At 68.1% G+C, this 17,339-nt stretch carries 15 protein-coding genes and 4 pseudogenes; 6 read left to right on the forward strand and 13 right to left on the reverse strand.

The features are described 5' to 3' along the window. Positions 1-924: transposase (locus AB0O21_RS36935; RefSeq protein ID WP_365179204.1), on the forward strand; the 924-nt coding region annotated here is incomplete at its 5' end. A 246-nt stretch (positions 925-1,170) separates the two neighbouring features. Then, entirely contained in the window at positions 1,171-1,770 is a 600-nt protein-coding gene (locus tag AB0O21_RS36940) for a hypothetical protein (RefSeq protein WP_365179207.1), read from the forward strand. A 65-nt stretch (positions 1,771-1,835) separates the two neighbouring features. On the opposite strand, the pseudogene AB0O21_RS36945 reads toward AB0O21_RS36940, so the two are convergent. Both AB0O21_RS36945 and AB0O21_RS36950 read right to left on the reverse strand, forming a co-directional pair. Next, a pseudogene (locus AB0O21_RS36945) lies at positions 1,836-2,108 on the reverse strand (HNH endonuclease); the annotation flags it as partial. A gap of 131 nt (positions 2,109-2,239) precedes the next feature. Continuing rightward, positions 2,240-3,496 carry a hypothetical protein gene (locus AB0O21_RS36950; protein WP_365179210.1) on the reverse strand — a complete coding sequence of 419 codons (1,257 nt, stop codon included), beginning with the start codon at positions 3,494-3,496 and terminating at the stop codon, positions 2,240-2,242. A gap of 184 nt (positions 3,497-3,680) precedes the next feature. Between AB0O21_RS36950 and AB0O21_RS36955 the strand changes: the two genes are divergently transcribed. Then, the gene (locus tag AB0O21_RS36955) at positions 3,681-5,213 is read left to right on the forward strand and encodes a hypothetical protein (protein WP_365179213.1); all 1,533 of its coding nucleotides are present in this window, start codon (positions 3,681-3,683) and stop codon (positions 5,211-5,213) included. 95 nt (positions 5,214-5,308) lie between these two features. Here the strand turns inward: AB0O21_RS36955 and AB0O21_RS36960 are convergent, their stop codons facing one another. Then, positions 5,309-5,470: a hypothetical protein gene (locus AB0O21_RS36960; protein ID WP_365179216.1), complete on the reverse strand. Its 162-nt coding sequence runs from the start codon at positions 5,468-5,470 to the stop codon at positions 5,309-5,311. Between the two features lie 22 nt (positions 5,471-5,492). On the opposite strand from AB0O21_RS36960, the gene AB0O21_RS36965 reads away from it, so the two are divergent. Continuing rightward, a complete protein-coding gene (locus tag AB0O21_RS36965) occupies positions 5,493-7,202 on the forward strand; it encodes a tyrosine-type recombinase/integrase (RefSeq protein WP_365179219.1) in 1,710 nt (569 codons plus the stop codon). Next, positions 7,199-7,606: a DUF6262 family protein gene (locus AB0O21_RS36970; protein ID WP_365179222.1), complete on the forward strand. Its 408-nt coding sequence runs from the start codon at positions 7,199-7,201 to the stop codon at positions 7,604-7,606. The genes AB0O21_RS36965 and AB0O21_RS36970 overlap by 4 nt, the downstream gene beginning before the upstream one ends. 22 nt (positions 7,607-7,628) lie before the next feature. On the opposite strand, the gene AB0O21_RS36975 is transcribed toward AB0O21_RS36970, so the two are convergent. From AB0O21_RS36975 to AB0O21_RS37005, 7 genes and pseudogenes are all read right to left on the reverse strand, one after another. Then, on the reverse strand, positions 7,629-8,288 hold the full coding sequence (locus AB0O21_RS36975) for a hypothetical protein (RefSeq protein WP_365179225.1): 660 nt from the start codon (positions 8,286-8,288) through the stop codon (positions 7,629-7,631). 28 nt (positions 8,289-8,316) lie between these two features. Beyond that, positions 8,317-8,919 (reverse strand): annotated as a pseudogene (locus AB0O21_RS36980) (recombinase family protein). A 358-nt stretch (positions 8,920-9,277) separates the two neighbouring features. Next, complete coding sequence (locus tag AB0O21_RS36985; protein ID WP_365179228.1) at positions 9,278-9,919, reverse strand: response regulator transcription factor; 642 nt, start codon at positions 9,917-9,919, stop codon at positions 9,278-9,280. Continuing rightward, positions 9,912-11,240, reverse strand: coding sequence for a sensor histidine kinase (locus AB0O21_RS36990; protein WP_365179231.1), 1,329 nt, complete (start codon positions 11,238-11,240; stop codon positions 9,912-9,914). Before AB0O21_RS36990 ends, AB0O21_RS36985 begins: the two co-directional genes overlap by 8 nt. A gap of 17 nt (positions 11,241-11,257) precedes the next feature. After that, positions 11,258-12,004 (reverse strand): ABC transporter permease, encoded by a 747-nt coding sequence (locus AB0O21_RS36995; protein ID WP_365179233.1) that lies wholly within the window; start codon positions 12,002-12,004, stop codon positions 11,258-11,260. Beyond that, on the reverse strand, positions 12,001-12,906 hold the full coding sequence (locus AB0O21_RS37000) for an ABC transporter ATP-binding protein (protein ID WP_365179236.1): 906 nt from the start codon (positions 12,904-12,906) through the stop codon (positions 12,001-12,003). Before AB0O21_RS37000 ends, AB0O21_RS36995 begins: the two co-directional genes overlap by 4 nt. Positions 12,907-13,210: 304 nt before the next feature. After that, entirely contained in the window at positions 13,211-13,672 is a 462-nt protein-coding gene (locus AB0O21_RS37005) for a hypothetical protein (RefSeq protein WP_365179239.1), read from the reverse strand. A gap of 290 nt (positions 13,673-13,962) precedes the next feature. Between AB0O21_RS37005 and AB0O21_RS37010 the strand changes: the two genes are divergently transcribed. Beyond that, positions 13,963-14,460, forward strand: a complete 498-nt coding sequence (locus AB0O21_RS37010) for a hypothetical protein (RefSeq protein ID WP_365179242.1) — start codon at positions 13,963-13,965, stop codon at positions 14,458-14,460. A gap of 97 nt (positions 14,461-14,557) precedes the next feature. Here the strand turns inward: AB0O21_RS37010 and AB0O21_RS37015 are convergent. From AB0O21_RS37015 to AB0O21_RS37025, 3 genes and pseudogenes are all read right to left on the reverse strand, one after another. Further along, positions 14,558-15,397: pseudogene (locus AB0O21_RS37015) on the reverse strand (IS110 family transposase); the annotation flags it as partial. Further along, on the reverse strand, positions 15,394-16,479 hold the full coding sequence (locus AB0O21_RS37020) for an IS630 family transposase (RefSeq protein ID WP_365179244.1): 1,086 nt from the start codon (positions 16,477-16,479) through the stop codon (positions 15,394-15,396). The gene AB0O21_RS37020 and the pseudogene AB0O21_RS37015, both read right to left, overlap by 4 nt. 103 nt (positions 16,480-16,582) lie before the next feature. Further along, positions 16,583-16,984, reverse strand: a pseudogene (locus AB0O21_RS37025) (transposase); the annotation flags it as partial. Positions 16,985-17,339: the final 355 nt, after the last annotated feature.

Consider the following 17,339-nt stretch of genomic DNA (forward strand, 5'->3'; position numbering starts at 1 on the left):
GGGTGCGGTGACAAGTCGCATGCCCGGTTCGGGCTGGGGGTCGTTGGAAAAGGGCCTGCTCAGCAGGCACCTCGCCGACGGCCCACCAGTACTCTCCTCCACAGCCTGGCTCGTGCAGTCGAACGCACCGCCCACGCTCATCGCCCCTGCCTGCGCAAAGACGCTGATGCGACATCCCCTGATGCTCTTCGCGCACTGATCGAGCCCGTGCCGCCCGCGAGTGATCCGCCGGACAGCCAGATCCTTGCCCGGGTCCGGCAACGCCACAAAGACATCCACGACCGGCTTCTTCGCGGGGACAACCTCAGCGCCATCAGCCGCGATCTCCGCCTCGACCGTAAGACTGTTCGCCGCTACGCGAACATCGATCTCGACGACCTCCTGGCCTCCGCCCGTGACCGACGCCCCGAAATCCTGACCCGGTTCAAGCCCTACATCCAGCAGCGGTACCGCACCGGAGGAACCAACGCGGCCCAGCTATTCCGGGAAGTGCGTGAGCAGGGATACCCAGGCAGCAAGATCTCCGTCCGCAAGTACGTCGCGACGCTGCGAGCCGGCACCGCCATCGACGAACCCGTGCTCGTCCCGAGCCCCCGCCAGATCACCATCTGGATCATGCGCCGCCCCGAGACCCTGACCAGCAGCGAAAGCACCCAGCTCGACCGCGTCCTGGATGCCTGCCCCGATCTGAACATTGCTCGCCAGTGGATGGCCCGGGCTCTGGCCGACGGACCAAAGCAGATCCAGTCCTTCGCCACGTTTCTCCAGCACGACTGGGATGCGGTGGTCAACGGTCTCAGCCTGCCCTGGAGCTCTGGCGTGGTTGAGGGCCAGGTCACGCGGATCAAGCTCATCAAACGCAGGTCCTACGGGCGGGCCTCCTTCTCCCTCCTACGGACCCTCGTCCTCGCTCAACCACCGTGACCGTCACGAAATGTGGACCACAGCCAGATTCGTCGAGCCCCATCCAAGGGGCCCAAATGATCCGCCGACCAGTGCGCCCGTTCCGGGGGCTGGTTCGCCGGACCGACCGGTCGCCCCTGCCAGCACATCCCCAGACGCGTCCTCAGTGCCGACTTCTCCGCTTTCTCCACCTGTCCCGCCGTGAGTGCGGGATCGTCTCCTCAGGAACGGCACACGACCGGACCGTTGGATGTGGGAGGGGTGTGGGTGGACGACGAGACGTGGACGTCTGAGGAGTTCGGGGCATCGCATCAGGGCCGGGTGGGTGTGCTCCTGGCCGACGGGAGCGTCCCCAAGCCGGTGTACTTCGACGGCTCCTCCGGTACGGGACACGATGTCGCGCACTGGAGTGTCTACGACGGTGGCTGCTGGCCGGAGCGCCCCCGCGCGGCGGCACTGCGCGCCGAGTGCGCCTGCGGCTGGACCGGCGACCCCCACACCGTGGACTGGGCCGGGTTCGGCGACCTTCCGTTCCGCGAGGCCGGCACCGAGGACGCTGACCGCTGCATGAACGACTGGGACAGCCACCTTGCCGACGTCACCCGACGCACCATCCCGCTCCCAGGGGAACTGGAGACGCTGCTGGAGTCTGTCAGCACCGCGATCGAGGCTCTGGCCGCCGACGCGCCAGTCGCCGCGGTGAAGGCGGCCAGGCAGTTGGAGATCATCGCCCAGCGCACCGGGTACTGGCCCGCGAACCAGGCCCGCTCCCAGGAACCGGAACAGGTCGCCGCGGCGCTCGGGCTGAACGTGGATCAGACTCGTTCGCTGCTGGCCCGCTTCGGACGCTGGAGCCCCTACCTCTGACCCTCCGGATGCGGCGCTCATGCTGTGCTGGGGCGCCGCATCCGGCCTCTGTGGAACCTGGAGGTCTACAGGGCGGCCTCGTAGACCACGGTCGTGTCCGGGCAGTCCTCGGCCAGTCCGAGGAGCGCCTGGACCTCAGCCTCGTCGGCGGCCAAATCCCACCTCAGCTTGGTTCCGACCCACGTCGCGGCGTACGTGCAGTGGTATGAGCCGTCGGACGGCAGCCATTCCGCCGGGTCCTTGTCGCTCTTGCTCCTGTTGGATGCGGCGGAGACCGCAATCAGGGTGTCCGGGGATCCCTGGTCGTTTGCGTATGCCTCCCGCCGCGCTGCCGACCAGGGCACCTGTTCAGCTGGCGAGGAGCGTCATTTGAGGGGTGCGATATTCCCCGTGGCCGGGTGAGCGGTCTTCGCGGAGCTACGGATGACGTTCCTCTCGTCGCCTGTCCACCTGGCCGGGCCGGTGCGTGTCAGCGTCCGTAGGTGCTGTCTGGCTTTCCATGAGGGGTGAAGCGGGCGAGTGCGATGCGGGTGCCGGCGGTTCCGACGACGATGACCTGGCCGTCTTCGGTCAGGAGCAGCGCGCTCAGGCTCTGTTCGGCGGTGCCGAAGTCGAGCGTCGTCACCCCCGAGGTCCCGAAGCCGGGATCCGGTTGTCCCTGGGTTGTGGCGCTGGCTACGCCGAGAGCCGTACCGAGGGGCCCAGCAGTGACGACGTGGCCGTCCTCCGCCGCTGCCACCACGGTGCCGTTCGACGTATCGGTGGTCGGGATGCGCGCCAGGCCGTCGTCTCCGAAGTCCCTGTCGCGGGCCCCTCCTGGGCGGTGGCGGACAACTGCGTAGTGGGAGTCGGCGCTGCCGGACATGACGATGTTGTCGGCGCTGTCGATGACCATGTTGCGGCTGACGCCGTTGCGCACGGCCGCCGCGACGAGCAGCTTGCCCGTCGTGCCGAAGCCGGGGGAGGGGGCGCCCTTGGTGGTCAGCGACCACAGGGAGGCACGCTCACCCTGCTTGGGCAGCGTGCTGCTCCCGGCAACGACGATGGTGCCGTCCTCCTGAAGCCCGATGGCGGCCGCGGACTCGGAGACCTTGGCGGGCGAGAGGTAGCGGCCTTTGGTGCCGAAGGAGGGGTCGGGCCTTCCCTTGAGGGTGTAGCGGGCCACGACGACGCGGTTCTTGGCGGTGGCCGCCAGGACGGGCTTGCCGTCGGACTGGACGGCGAGTGCCGCTGCCTCGGTGCTGGCCGGAAGCCCCTGGGTGACGACGATGCCGTTCTTCCCGAACGAGGTGTCCGGCTTGCCGCGGGCGGTCAGGCGGGCGAGGAGAGCGGTCCCTTTGCCCGGGGCGGTGCCGGCCACGGTCAGGGAGCCGTCCTCGTCGAACGCGACGGCAGCGGCCGAGACGTTGTCGGCGGCGAGGCGCGCGTAGCCGTTGGTTCCGAAGCTCTTGTCGAACTTACCCCTGGCATCGAACCGTACGAGGGTGATGCCGTTGCGGGTATTGACGGCGACGGCGATCTGCCCGTCTGGGGAACGGTCGGCGGCCGCGGCCGCGGCCGCGGCCGCTTTGGGGAACGCCCACGTCACCACCCCGGGCGTGGCGGTCGATCGGCTGGCTTCGCCCGCGGCGGGGGCGGCGTCGGCGGTGGCGGTCGGGAACAGCAGCGCCGCCGCACTCGCCAGGCACACGGCGATCGGCGGGCGGCGGAGCAGGGGGGTGGGCATTTCGTCTCCAGTGGCGAACCGGTGAAGGCCTGCCTCTCACGCAGTCGCGGCTCGTGTGCAGAGAACCGGGTGCACTGCGGGTAGGGCAGACACGATACGGCACGCAGAGTAACCGTTTGATCACCTTGCGCGTTGCTGCTGGTGCGGGCCAACCGCACGAGCTGGCGATCGAAAGGTTTCTTTGATGTCAACACCCCGTAGGAGCACCGCCTGGCGGGCGGCGCTGCTCCTGGTTACCGGCGCCCTGGCCTTGACTCCCTCGCTTCCGGCCGGGGCCGCGCCGACGGCTCAGGCGGCCGCCAAGCGCGCCACCGGTGCATGGGAGGTTCCTGGCGACGCGAGGGGCGGCAACCAGGTCTACGACGGTTACCAGGATGACAACGTCAGCCGGTTCGGCCTGTACGCGATGATCTACCACCTGCCCGGCGCGGGCAGCGCCAAGGAATGCCAGGACCTGGCCGCGGGGTGGCCCAAGCAGACCATCGACTACTTCAACCCCGCCCCGGAGCGTGTGAAGCAGCGCTCCTACCTCAGGGAGCAGGGAGAGTTCATCCCGACGGGCGAGACGACGACCGTTCCTCCCAAGGGCTCCGCTGAGGTTACGAACTCCCGTACGACCAGTCAGAGCTGGCAGCACAGCATCGAGATCTCCGGGACGGCGACGATCAAGAAGGTGCTGGAGATCGGCGCCAAGTACGGATTCACGTACACGAAGACGGTGGAGACCACCAAGGGCGAGACCGTCACCGCCAACAACCCCAGCAACACCAAGACCCAGGAATACGCGTACGGCTTCACCAGGGACCACTACGTCGTTCAGCAGCGCGCCTGGGAAGCCGACTGGCACAAGAAGGGCGACCAGATCTTCGTCGGTGACACCGTCGACACCCCGGCACGGTTCACCAACGTGAAGGTGGGTGGCTGCTACCGCAAGGCGTACTTCGCCACCGTCTCCGCCGTCCGGGCCAAGGGCCTGGGCCTGGTCGCGGAGTACGACGCCAAGAATCAGGCGAAGAGTGACTGCGCGTTGAACATCAACTCCGAGCAGGCCGCCGTCTTCGAGCGGAGCGAGCAGGAACCCCGCAGCTTCGACAAGGTTGCTGACATCGGCAAGGGCACCTGCTTCGGACTCACCGGCACACGGGACAGTTCCACCGGCAGTACCTATCTCCAGATGAAGAAGGCGGACAAGGTCGGCGGCACGTGCGAGGTGTCACCCGAGGTGCTGTGCGACAAGCAGCTGTGGGTGAACATCAACCAGATCGCCGGCCAGGAACAGGCCGAGCCGGAGCCGCCCCAGTGGAAGGCGGGGCAGCGCTTCGTCATCAGGCCGGTCACTAAGCCGGACACGTGGCTCGGTATCGACGCCAAGAAGAACGGGAAGGGCAAGCAGAACGACATCAGGCCCTTCGCAGCGGGCACCCCCGACTCCTGGGAACTTGTCAAGGCCGGCGGTGGCAAGTTCCGGCTCAAGAGCCAGGGCCGCTGCATGTCCGGGACGGGTGACAAGGTTCCTTCCGTACCGTGCGGCTCCTCCTACTCGCACGACTGGGACTTCATCTACGCCGCCGACACGGTCAACGGGCTCGTCTTCCACCTGCAGGAACACGGTTACGGCGAGTGCGCCACCCACACGGGTACCGGCAAGACGCTCTCCGGGCCGGCGTGCAAGACCGACAACCGTAACCAGCGCTGGCGCGTGACGAAGGCGTCCTGACACCACGAAATGCCTTCCGCCCGTGTCCCGTCACCTGGCGGGACACGGGCGGGAATCGCACGACCGGGACACTGGTCACGTGGTCTGCGCGGGGGTCAAGCAGCGGGTTCGTAGACGACGGTGGTGTTCGGGCAGTCCTCCGCGACCCCGAGCAGGGCCTGGAGCTCGGCGTCGATCACGGCTCTCTCCAACGAGCAGTGGGCCGAGGAAGTACGCGCTGCGGCAGTACGCACGAGCCTGCCCTCCGGAGAGAACATCGCGACCATCGTCCTGCACAGCGTGAAGCACATCCAGGACCGGCTGGCATACGCCTACCATGATGGCGAGTGGTGGCGGCTGAACCTCTGGAATCCCGCGCTGGACGGGAGAATCCCGCAGAGAGAGCACGAACCCAGCGGCCGGCACGTAGCCAACTTCGCGCATCTGACCACCGACTGGCTGAGAGAAGCGGTGAAGTGGTGGTTGTCGGTGCAGCTCTTGACCGAGCAGTACGTCTGGTCATCGGTGAAGAGCCGCATGGACACCATGAAGCGATTCCAGTCGTACATCGACCAGGCCGGATGCGCCGGACCGCAGCTCGTCTCCTCTCCCGAACAGCTGAGAATCTGGGTTCGCGGGTTCGTTGACCACCTCAACAGCCACTCGACGCTCTCCGGCGCGAACAAGGGCGGGAGGCTTGCCAAGAACAGCCGCCGCTCCACCCTGGTCACCGTCGAGGCGTTCTACCGCTGGATGTACGACAACCGAGCGGAGGCTGGCTCAGTCCTCGGAGATCCGAGATGGGGGAGGCTCGATTCGGCCTACAGCGTGCTGTTCCGGCTGGAGGACAAGCCCAGGGCCACCAATCAGATGCCGGAGGACATGGCTCTGGAGGACGAGGTCATCAGCCAGATCGCCGCCGGGTCAGGCCTTCTTGCGGCTCCGAAGGATGAAGGCGGCCTGGACGACCGGCAGGCTTTCCACGCGCTGATGCTGCTGATCCGCACCGGGCGGCGGATGAACGAGGTCCTGATGATGGACTTCGACCCGCTCCTCCCGCTTGCCACGACCGGCCTGCAGGAGGGCGAGGACGGGGCCGGATTCGTCGCCCGGCTCAAGTACCAGCAGACGAAGATCACTGGCGGCGGACCCCCGACCATCCCTGTCGACCTGGAGATCGTGGACATCATCCGCGTGCAGCAGGAGTGGGCGCGTGAGTTCGTCACGTCCCAAGGGGCACCGGAGGGTACGGAGCCGCCCTACCTCTTCGTGCAGACCCGACAAAACCGGCTCGGACTGCGGCCCTACGCGTCGGCAACCCTCCACCACAGGCTCGGCAACCTCACGAAGATGCTGGCGATCACCGACAGCGTGGGCCGCCCGGTGGCAGTGTCCAAGACCCACACCTTCCGGCACACTCGCGCAACCGACCTCATCAACGCCGGCGTCCCGATCCACGTCGTCATGCGCTATCTCGGGCACCTCAGCCCCACCATGACGATGCACTACGCCAAGACTCTGTCCACCACCGCCGAGCGTGAGTTCCTGCGCTACAAGAAGATCACCGTCGACGGGCGGACGGTGGGCATCGAGCCGAGCGACCTCTTCGACGTGCTCCACCTTGATCAGCGAGCCGATCGAGTCCTCCCCAACGGCTGGTGCATGCTCCCTCCCCGGCAGGTCTGTGCCAAGGGAAACGCCTGCCTGACCTGCGACAAGTTCGTCACCGACGCGAGCCACCGCGAGGAACTCCAGCACCAGCTCACCCAGACCGAGGCCCTGATCGCCAGCCGCCAGACACAGTTCACCGCCCGCCACGGCGAGCCGATGGGCGAAGACAACATCTGGCTCGCCGGCAGGCTCACCGAGACCCGCGCCCTCACCAAGGTCCTCGTGGCCCTTGACCAGATCGGCGTCCACGACGACGGCCAACTTCGGGCCGTACGAGGTGCCGGCACCACCGACCGCCCCGACCCCACCGATATCGAGCGTGAGGAGTCCGCTTCATGACCGGATTGCCGGATCACCTGCGGAGGGCCACCCGATCCCGCAGCGAGGCAGCGGAACAGCGGTCCCGCACCGCACTGTCAGGCCTCGTCAGGAACGGGAAGCCGATCAACTTCACCGCGGTTGCCCGTGCCGCTGGCGTGAGTACTGACTTCCTCTATAGGCACCCAGAACTGCGTGCCCTGATCGAGCGGCACCGCGCGAAGGGCGGAGTGCCTGCCGGCTCAGTCCCGGAGCAGACTGCCGGCTCCTCCACTTCTTCCGCAGTGAGGGTGTTGAGCGCGCGCCTAACTCAAGAGCAGAAGGCTCGGCAGGGCGAAGTGGCGAAGCTCCGGAAGGCCCTGGAGGTCGCACAGGGCGAGAACCTCGCGTTGCGTCGAAGGCTCGCCCGCTACGAAGAGGACTGAGGAAAACGAAGCGATACACCGGCTATTCAATGCCTTCGGCGGTCAACAGGGCTTCCATCCATTCCGTCGGCATGCGGGCTGAGGCGCCGGCCTCCTCGGCGACGTTGCGTTGCTCGTTGGCAAGAAGCGGCGGAAGGCAGCGCAGGGGCAGGTCGGGATTGCCGGCTGCCGCAGCACGGACCCACGGCTCGACGTCGGCGGCGAGCTTCTCAAGGACGTCCGCCGGCAGGGCAGCCGCCGCGGCTGCGGCCCGCAGCTGTGCCCGCTCCGACGTCGCGAACCGCGGGAACGCCTGTGACGGGAAGTCGGGCCGTCCCAGGATCCCGGGGCGGATCTTGAGGTGATCCCCGTGCTCCCAGACGATCTGCTCAAGGTCCGCCGCTGACGGGGAGTCCGCGTACAGGGCAGCGACCTTCTGTACGTATGGGTCCGAATCGTTGAGCAGGCGCTCGACGGCCTTCTCAGGGAGGCTCCTGGAACAGGAGGCCGCCCCGCACCGCAGGAAGGCCAGGGGAGAGTCCACCAGAGCCAGCCGCTCCTCGGCAGGTGCCTGCCGTAGCCGGCGCAGATCGTGGCCCATCCAGGCCGTCGCGAGAAAGCCGTCGGGGAGGAACCATTCATCGTCCTCCTCCGCGCCGGCAAGCACTTCCTCGTACAGGCCCTGTAGTCCTAGCTTGGACACCAGGGGGCAAGTAACCGGCCGGTAGCTTTCAGGGCTTCGCCGTGGCGATCTTCTTCGGCTGGCGGGGCACGGTCTTGGTCTTGTCGAGGTGCCCGTACACCGTCGACCGGGGCACGTTGAACATGTCGGCGATCTGCTGGACGGTCTTCTCCCGGGCGTCGTAGAGCTGCTGGGCGAGCTCGGCCTGGTCGGCCGTGAGCTTCGGCCGGCGCCCGCCGACACGGCCGCGGGCCCGCGCGGAGGCGAGCCCGTCGTTCGTGTTCGCCACGATCAGCTCGCGCTGGAGCTCCGCGAGCACGCTGAGCATCCCGAACATGGCCCGGCCCTCCATGGTGGAGGTGTCGATGCCCTACTAGATGACGTGCAGACCGATGCCGCGCTCGCGTAGGTCGGCGCCGAGGGTGACCAAGTGGAGTACGGAGCGGGAGAGCCGGTCGAGTCGGGTGACCTTCAGGGTGTCGCCCTCGCGGATCAGCTGCATGACGAGGTCGAGTTTCGGGCGGGAGGCTTTCGCGCCGTTGGCGGTCTCGACGTAGATGTTCTTCTTCTCCACGCCGGCCCGAATCAGGGCGTCGATCTGATGATCGGGGTTCTGGTCCGCGGTCGAGGTGCGCGCGTAGCCAATGAGCATTGTCGAAAACTACCTGGCGGACCGTTCACCGACGTTGATTTCCGTCACGGGTTCTCGACACTGCCCACCTGCGGGTTCTTGATCACCGCCCCGAGTGTCGGCAGACGGTCGTTTGCCGACACTTGAGAGCCGCCCGCCGTGCCCGTCCGGGAACTCGAGGATCGAGGCCTATTTGTGAGTGATGACGTACGGCGTGGAGCCCACGACGGAATGGGGCCACGCCCGGACCGTCCGCCCCGGCCATGGGCTGCAAGTTGGTCGAGTCCACCCAGGCCCGCTGGCGGGCGGTCGATGCACCCTGCCGAGGCTGCGTGCTTGGAATTCCCTACCACGGCTCGCGCTCTGGTCTGCGCGGCCATCAGGTCTGGCCAAGGATGCCTTGGTCGTATCCGGCCGCAACCGCGGCGGCCCGGTCGTTGACGCCCAACTTGCCGTAGATGTGGGTCAGATGGGTCTTTACGGTGGCCTCGCTGATGAAGAGCTCGGCCGCGATCTGGCGGTTGGAGGTGCCTCGGGCGACGAGGGCGAGGACCTCGCGCTCGCGGGCCGAGAGGGTCTCGTCGACGGATGCGGCAGGGCCGCGTACGGCGCTGACCAGACGGGAGGCGACAGCCGGAGAGAGGACGGCATATCCCTCGGCTGCGGCACGCACGGCGGCGAGGAGCTCCTCGAGGAGTGCGTCCTTGAGGAGGTAGCCGGTCGCGCCTGCCTCGATCGCGGGGAGGGTGTCGGTGTCCGTGTCGTACGTGGTGAGGACGAGGACCCGGGAACGCGAGCCGCGGCGCGCGAGTTCGGCGATGGCATCGACGCCGCTGCCGCCGGGCATGCGCAGGTCCATCAGGACGACGTCCGGTTCGAGGTGGAGGGCCAAGTCGACGGCCTCGGCGCCGCCGGATGCATCCCCGAGTACGGTGAAGCCGGGGGCTGCGGCGAACATGCCGCGCAGCCCGTCCCGTACGACGGGGTGGTCGTCGACGATGAGCAGGGTGATGTCAGTCATGGCGCACCAACGGTACGCGGGCGGAGATCGCAGTTCCCTCGCCGGGTGAGGATTCGACGGCGACGGTCCCGGCCAGCCGTTCGGCGCGGGCGCGCATGCCGGCGAGTCCGAAGCCGGCGGCGTGGGTGCGGGTGGGGAGTGCGGCCGGGTCGAAGCCGTGGCCGTCGTCGCGGATGTCCAGAGTGACCTCGTCGCCCATGAAGGAGAGCGTGACGCCAGCCCGGGTTGCGCCGGAGTGGCGTTCGGCGTTGGCCAGAGCCTCCTGGGCGATGCGCAGAAGGGTGGCGGCGACCTCGTCGTGGAGGGGCTCCTGGGTGCCGGTGGCGGTGAACCGGGCGGTGATGCCTGTGCGTTTGGACCAGACAGCCAGGGTCTTCTTCAACGCGTCGGGGAGCGGGTCGTGCTCCAGGGCGACCGGGCTGAGGTTGTGCACGGAGTGGCGGGCCTCACGGAGGCTGCGCCGGGCGAGGTCGGCGGCACGCTGCACGTGGACGCGGGCCTGTGCGGAGTCGGCGGTGCCGAGAGCGGCCTGGAGCTGGGTGATGATCCCGGTCAGGCCCTGGGCGATGGTGTCGTGGATCTCGGCGGCGAGCCGGCGCCGTTCGTCGGCGACGCCCGCCTCGCGGGCCTGGAGGAGGAGTTGGGCCTGAAGGGCGGAGTTCTCGGCGAGCGCCTGCTCCAGGCGGGCGTTCGCGCGGGCGAGTTCGGCGATGGTGGCGGCGCGTTCGGCGGCCTTCTCGGCCTCCTTGGCGTCGAACTGGGAGAAGACGAGGGCGATGCCGGCGTTGAGGGCGAACAGGCCGCCGAAGGCGATCCACTGGAGGGTGGATGAAGGCGGCAGCCCGCCGGACTGGGAGCCGGCCATGGGGACGGCGACGGCGAGCAGTCCTGCCCGGGTAGCGGCGGGCCGGGGCGGCAGAAGGCGGACGGCGTCGAAGTAGCCGACGCAGGCGTAGATGGCGAAGAAAGGGTTGAGCCAGGTCAGCGCGAAGGCGAGCGCTGTGCGGAGGAGGAAGTAGATGGTGGAGGCGGTGCTGGGGGCGCCGGGGACGAGGACGATGGGGGCGGCCTGGACCGTGGCGGCTGCGCCGGTCTGCGGGTGAGCGGTAGCGGGGCGGACAGCAGCCGGAAGGGCGCGCTGGTAGGCGGTCCACCACAGCTGGAGGGCAAGACCGGCCGCGATCAGGATGCCGGCGGCGACCTTCGACGGGCCGGTCATGAACTCGTCGGCCGAGACCCCGGCAAGGAGTGTGGCGAGGGCGAGGAAGAGGTACGGGCCCCAGCGAAAGAACTGCTGCCAGCGTTCATCGACCGTCGTCATCTCGTACGCACTCTCCGTCACTCCCAGCGGAACCAGCGGACCGCAGCCCCCGTCAGCACGACCGTCCACAGTGCCATCACTCCGAGCGCGAACCAGCCGGGCCAGACGCCGCCCGCGGCTTCGTCGAGCGCCCCGGAGGCGGCACCGTACGGCGTGAACTGGATGATCTGCCGCAGCGTATCGGGCATGGCCTGGACCGGGATGTAGACACCTGCGGTGAAGATGGTCGGGAAGAAGGCGGCAGTGCCGATCGCCGTGGCGATCTTCTGTGTACGGGATACCGCGCAGACCGCCGCGCCGAGGGCGAGGCCGCAGGCCGTGGCGAGCAGCAGGGCCAGTGCGTAACCAGGGACGTTTCCGGGCAGCGCGACGTCGAACGCCAGTCGGCCGACCGTGATCACGAGGACGGCGGAGACGAGTGCCGCCGCGGCGTGCAGGGCGAGCTGGGCCGTAAGGAGGGCGGCCGGGCGGACCGGGGTGGTAGACATCCGGCGCAGGACGCCGCGCTCCCGGTAGCCGGCGAGAACCGGCGGCATGGCCTGGAGCCCGGCCATGATCAAGGCGAAGAGGACTGATACGGGAACGTAGACGTCGATCACGCGGCGACCGCCGTCGATGTCGGCGGAGGGCTCGCGAAAGGACGGGATGAGGCCGAGGATCACCAGAAGTACGGTCGGCGCGGCCATCACCCAGAACAGGGCGCCGGGTTCGCGGGTGAAGAGCCGGACCTCGGTGCGCAGGACGGCGCGGGTGGCAGCGGTCATGACTGGTCGGTTCCCGTCAGGTCGAGGTAGGCATCGTCGAGGGTCGCGTCGGTGATGCGCAGGCCCCGGGCGGTGACGGCGTGGCGGGCCAGCAGCGAGACGAAGGCGTCGACGGTGGCGTCGGTGCCGGTCACGATGGTCTGGCCGTCTTGGGTCGTCACGGTCAGCGCCCCGGGAAGGGCGAGGAGCTCGGCTCGTTCCAGCGGGGTGTCGGCGGCGAAGGCGACGGTCCGGGGGGTGGCCGTCCGGCCGATGAGCCCGGCAGGGGTGTCGAGGGCGGTGAGCTGGCCGCTGTCGATGACCGCGATCCGGTCGCAGAGGCGCTGAGCCTCCTCCATGAAGTGCGTGACGAGCACAACGGCCACCCCGCCGGCCCGGATGTCCTCGATGAGCGCCCAGGTTTCGCGCCGGGCGCGCGGGTCGAGCCCGGTGGTGAGCTCGTCCAGGACGACGGCACGCGGGTTGCCCACGAGGGCGAGCGCGATGAACAGCCGCTGCTGCTGCCCGCCGGACAGCTTGCCGAACCGGGTTCGCAGCTGCCCTTCGAGACCCAGCCGCTCGACGAGGACACGCCAGTCGGCGGGCCGCTCGTAAAGGGAGGCATACAGGTCAAGCGCCTCGCCGACGGTCAGCTTCGGCTGAAGCTCGCTCTGCTGGAGCTGGACGCCGAGTAGCCGAGTGACTTCCTCGTGCCGGGCCACAGGGTCGAGCCCCGCGACCCGTACGAGTCCCGCGTCAGGGGTACGCAGGCCCTCGATGCACTCGACGGTGGTGGTCTTGCCAGCGCCGTTGGGCCCGAGGATTCCGAAGATCTCCCCCTCGTCGACGGTGAAGGAAACACCGTCGACAACCCTCCTACCACCGTAAGCCTTGCGTAGGTCCTGAACTTCGATCACGGGCATGGCTCAAGGATCGCCGGGGCGGGCGGCGTGGGGTATCGGCCATCGCGCTCGTACCGCCATCAGCCGATCGGCTGACGGCGGTACGACGAGGGGCTGACTGGAACCGCAGGACGCGCTCCGGTGCTGCCGGATTGCGTGCCACCCCTTTGAGTACGCGTCGGCGGGCCTCGGCTGTGAGTGTCGGTAGCTCCATGGAGCCAGACGCTATCGGCCGCAGATGCTGTTGTCTGAGGCGAGTTCAGAACAGAGAGGTGCCGATTGTGAGTGGCATGCCGACGACGCCCTGAGCTGGTCATCCACAACTTCAAGCTGTCGCAGGCACGGATACCATGTGGTCGACGTCGAGGCGACCGGCGTCGGTGACGACGAGGTTGTCGTACGGGCTGCGCCAGTATCCACCCGTCAGCTTGCAGCCGGCCGCGACCTGCGGCGCCACCACCGCCTCGGCCAGGATGACTTCCCGCCTTGTGTCACAACCGTCGGAGGCGATGAGGCCCTTGTTCCAGTGCTGGTACAGGTCTCGCTTGTAGCCTTCGCGGTGCTCGACGGCGACCGGGAGCCGGTCGATCGCCTCGAACAGCGGCAGTGGCGCCCGAACCCCCGCCGCACCCGGCGCCCCGGCCGAGCCCTGGCCGGAAGCGTGCCCGGTGAAGGGCATCTGGCTCGCGGCCGTGGTGTTGGCGGCAGCCGGGATCGAGGTGGTGAGGAGAGGCAGGGCGGCGAGGGCGAGTGCGGGCAGACCGCGACACAGCAGAGTGTTGATCATGTTCCGGGTTGTAGCCGTGGCCGTGGTCTGCCTGGAAGGGGCTATCGGGGCAACTCACCCGGCCGGGTGGCAGGATTCACCGGAGACACCTCACGAAGCCAGGCGTCAAGTTGACGGCGCCCGGCGGCGACGAATGCGGCGCCAAGGCGGTCGTTCCGACGGCGCCCAGCCCCGTCGAAACTCCTCGGATAGCCTGATCGGAGCCGAGCCGATGAGCCCGCTCCGGAGCACCTTGGCGTGTGCGGGTCAGTGTTCCTCTTCGGTGAATCTGGACTGGGGGCGGGGCGGAGATGACCATCAAGCAGGACGAGCCGACGGGCATGCCGGAGCGGACGCTCCACCATGCCTCCGACATCACGGAAGATGACGCCTGGGCGATCTTCGAGTTCCTGATGCCACGGCTGGAAGCGCAAGAGGCCGCTCACGGTGCTGAGACTGAAGAGCACCGTACGGCTGGGGCACTTGCCCAGGTGATGTCCGGCCTCGTTCTTCAACTGGAATGGGACATCCGCGCGCCCTTCTGGAAGCCCTACCGCAACCGTTCGGGCCCTACGACAGTTCTCGTGTGGGCTCCTCCGCCTGAGGCCGAGCTACGCGCACAAGACGAGCAGCGCCTCGATCGGATCCGTGACACCTGGAACACTCTGTGCGAAGCCCTACGCCCCTGGCACGACAGCGAAGGCTATGACGTTGCGCGGTGGCACAAGGTCGACTTCCGTGACGCTGCCGCCGCAGCCCAGTATGAGCAGCGCGTCGCCGACCTCGGACTCCGGCGGGAGAAGCGATGATGATCGTTAGGTCGACGGGTCCGTCGTCGAGGGCCGCATTGTCGAGAAAGCCTGAGGCAAATGCCAATCCTCGCTGAATCCCGTCCTCACTCTCGGCTCACGCTGCCTGCGTGGCCTGCACGACCGCAGTTGAGAAGGCCGCGTGTTCATCGAAGAGTTCGCGGTGGTGGAGGCAGTGGTGAAGCTGGCCGATCAGGCTGTTGAAGACGTTGCGCAGGGCGGAGGCGTGCCAGTCTCCGCGTTCGTCGCGGCGGTGGCGGTAGCGGGCCATGGCCCCGGGTGAGGCGCGCAGGGCTGAGAAGGCCCAGAGGTAGCCGGCGTGGTTGAGCCGGTCGTTCTTGATGCGTCGGCGGGTGATGCTGGACTTCTTGCCGGAAGCCCGGGTGATGGGTGAGGACCCCGCATATGCCTTCAGGCCACGGGCGTCGGCGAACCTGCGCCGGTCGTCGCCGATCTCGGCCAGCACGCGGGCTCCGAGCTGGGTCCCGAGTCCCGGGAAGCTCAGGATGATCTCCGCGTCCTTGTGTTGGAGGAAGGCCTCCTCCACGGCCTGGGCGAGGTCGTCCACGGCGTTGCAGGCGGCTTCCAGCTGGGCGAGGAGTGCGAGCATCTGCCGGCCCAGGGCCTTCTCCACGAGCGGCGGATGGTGAGCCCACTCGGCTCGGAAGATCTCCCGGAGCCGCTCAGTCTCGGCCTCGATTCCCCGCTGGCGGCCAGCACGCCGAAGGGCGGCGGCGATCTGGGGGCGGGTCAGGCGGGCGGCGTCAGCTGGGGTCGGCGCCGCCTTGAGCAGGGCGAGGGCCTCCGGTCGGCACAGGCCGTTCTTCCAGTGCACGACGGCGGCCAGAGCGGCAGGGTAGTACTCGCGGAGCAGGGAGCGGAGCTGGTTGCCGACCTGCTGGCGATTCCACGTGGCGTCCTGCTGGGCTCGGGCTAGTGATCTGGTTCGGAGATGCGTGAGCAGTAGCGGCAGATCCGGTCGAGGATCTGGTCGGCGGTCTTGGTCCACTTGAACGGCCGGGCACCGTCGTTCCAGACCTTGATCCAGTTCTCGAGTGCGGCCTTGAGGTCGTCTAGGGAGCAGAACACCCCACGCTCAAGACAGCGCCGTTCCAGCTCCGCGAACCACCGCTCGACCTGGTTGATCCACGACGAGTACGTCGGCGTGAAGTGCAGCTGGAAACGCGGATGGGCGAGCAGCCACTTGTGCACCACGGGCGCTTTGTGGGCGGAGAGGTTGTCGCAGATCACGTGGACCGCCAAACCCTTGTCGGTCTGGCGGTCGATCTCGTCGAGGAAGTCGCGGAAGTCCACGGCCCGGTGCTGCGCGGACAGCTTCGTGATCACCTTGCCCGTCGCGGTGTTCAGCGCAGCGAACAGGTCGACGGTGCCGTGCCGGACGTAGTCGAAGCTCCGGCGTTCGGGCACTCCGGGGATCATGGGCAGTACCGGCGCGGTCCGCTCCAGGGCCTGGATCTGCGGTTTCTCGTCCATCGCGAAGACCACGGCGTTCGCCGGCGGGGCGAGGTAGAGGCCGACGACGTCACGGACCTTCTCGATCAGGAACGGATCCGGCGAGATCTTGAAGGTCTCGGTCCGCCAGGGCTGCAGGCCGAAGGCGTGCCAGATTCTCAGCACGCTCGCCGGGGAGATCCACACCACCTTGGCCAGCTCCCGCTTCGACCAGTGCGTCCCGCCCGCAGGCGTCTGTTCGAGGGTGCGGACCACTACCTCTTCGACCTGGGCGTCGGTGATGGTCCTGGGCACCCCGGGCCTGGGCTCGTCCGCGAGTCCTTCCAGCCGGTCCCGCAGGAACCGGGCCCGCCACTTGGCGACGGTGCCACGGTTCACCCCCAGCTGGGCGGCGACCGCCAGGTTCGGTCCGCCGTACGCACACGCCAGCACGATCCGTGCTCGCAAGGCCAGCCCCTGCGCGGTCGTGCGGCGCTTGACCCAGTTGTTCAACACCTGCCGCTCGGTCTCACTCAGGACCAACGGCTCCAGCCTGCTGTCACCCACGACTCACAGCAGACCGAAGCCAACCAGCACCCCGTCAGCCGAACCCGCGAACTGGTACGGAAGACGACTCACGTGGTGCCGAACGAACTGACAACCAGATCACTAGGACGGCGACGGCGCGGGCCTGGTCGGAGTCGTCCGGCAGGGGCCGGTGGGCGTGGATGTCGGTGCGGAGGATGTTCGCCAAGACGAGGGCGTCGCCGAGATCGGACTTCTTCCTGGAGACGGAGTGGCGGTCGCGATACCGGGCGGCGGCCAGGGGGTTGATCGCGTAAACCTGCCGGTCGCCTGTCCGAAGGACGGCCACGAGTAACCCGCGGTTGGTCTCGATCGCAACCGGGATCGAGACGTCCTGCGACTTCTGGTGCTCGGCGAGCAGGTCCAGCAGCACCTGGTAACCAGCCGGGTCGTCGGTGATGCGTCGCTTGGCCAGCAGCTGGCCGGACTCGTCGATCAGCACCGCGTCGTGATGGTTCTCGGCCCAGTCGATTCCGCAGTAGATCAAAGGGTCCCTCCCCGGAAGGCTCGATGTTTGCGCTGGTCACGAGCGCGTGCGGGCCACGCAGCTTTCTAATTCCAGGCCTCGGCCACGAGGGCCGGACCGCCACCTCACTAGCTGTTCGTGACACCAGCGCACCGCGTGGGCCTCGGTCTACTGCGGGAGCTCGACAGGCTCGGACAGATCGAGAGGTCACCGTGCGACGGGCTCGCACCACAAGCACCAACGAGTGAACGATGGCTGAGTGATGACGACCGGCCAGATCAACGCGACCCGGTCTCCGGTAAGGCCTCAAGGGCCCGAAACGATGTAGATCTCCGCCCAAATCTGCCCGGCCGTCACCACGCCACACGCCGGAGCA

Origin of the sequence: Streptomyces sp. NPDC091371, from assembly GCF_040684275.1 — a bacterium.
Lineage (GTDB): Bacteria > Actinomycetota > Actinomycetes > Streptomycetales > Streptomycetaceae > Streptomyces.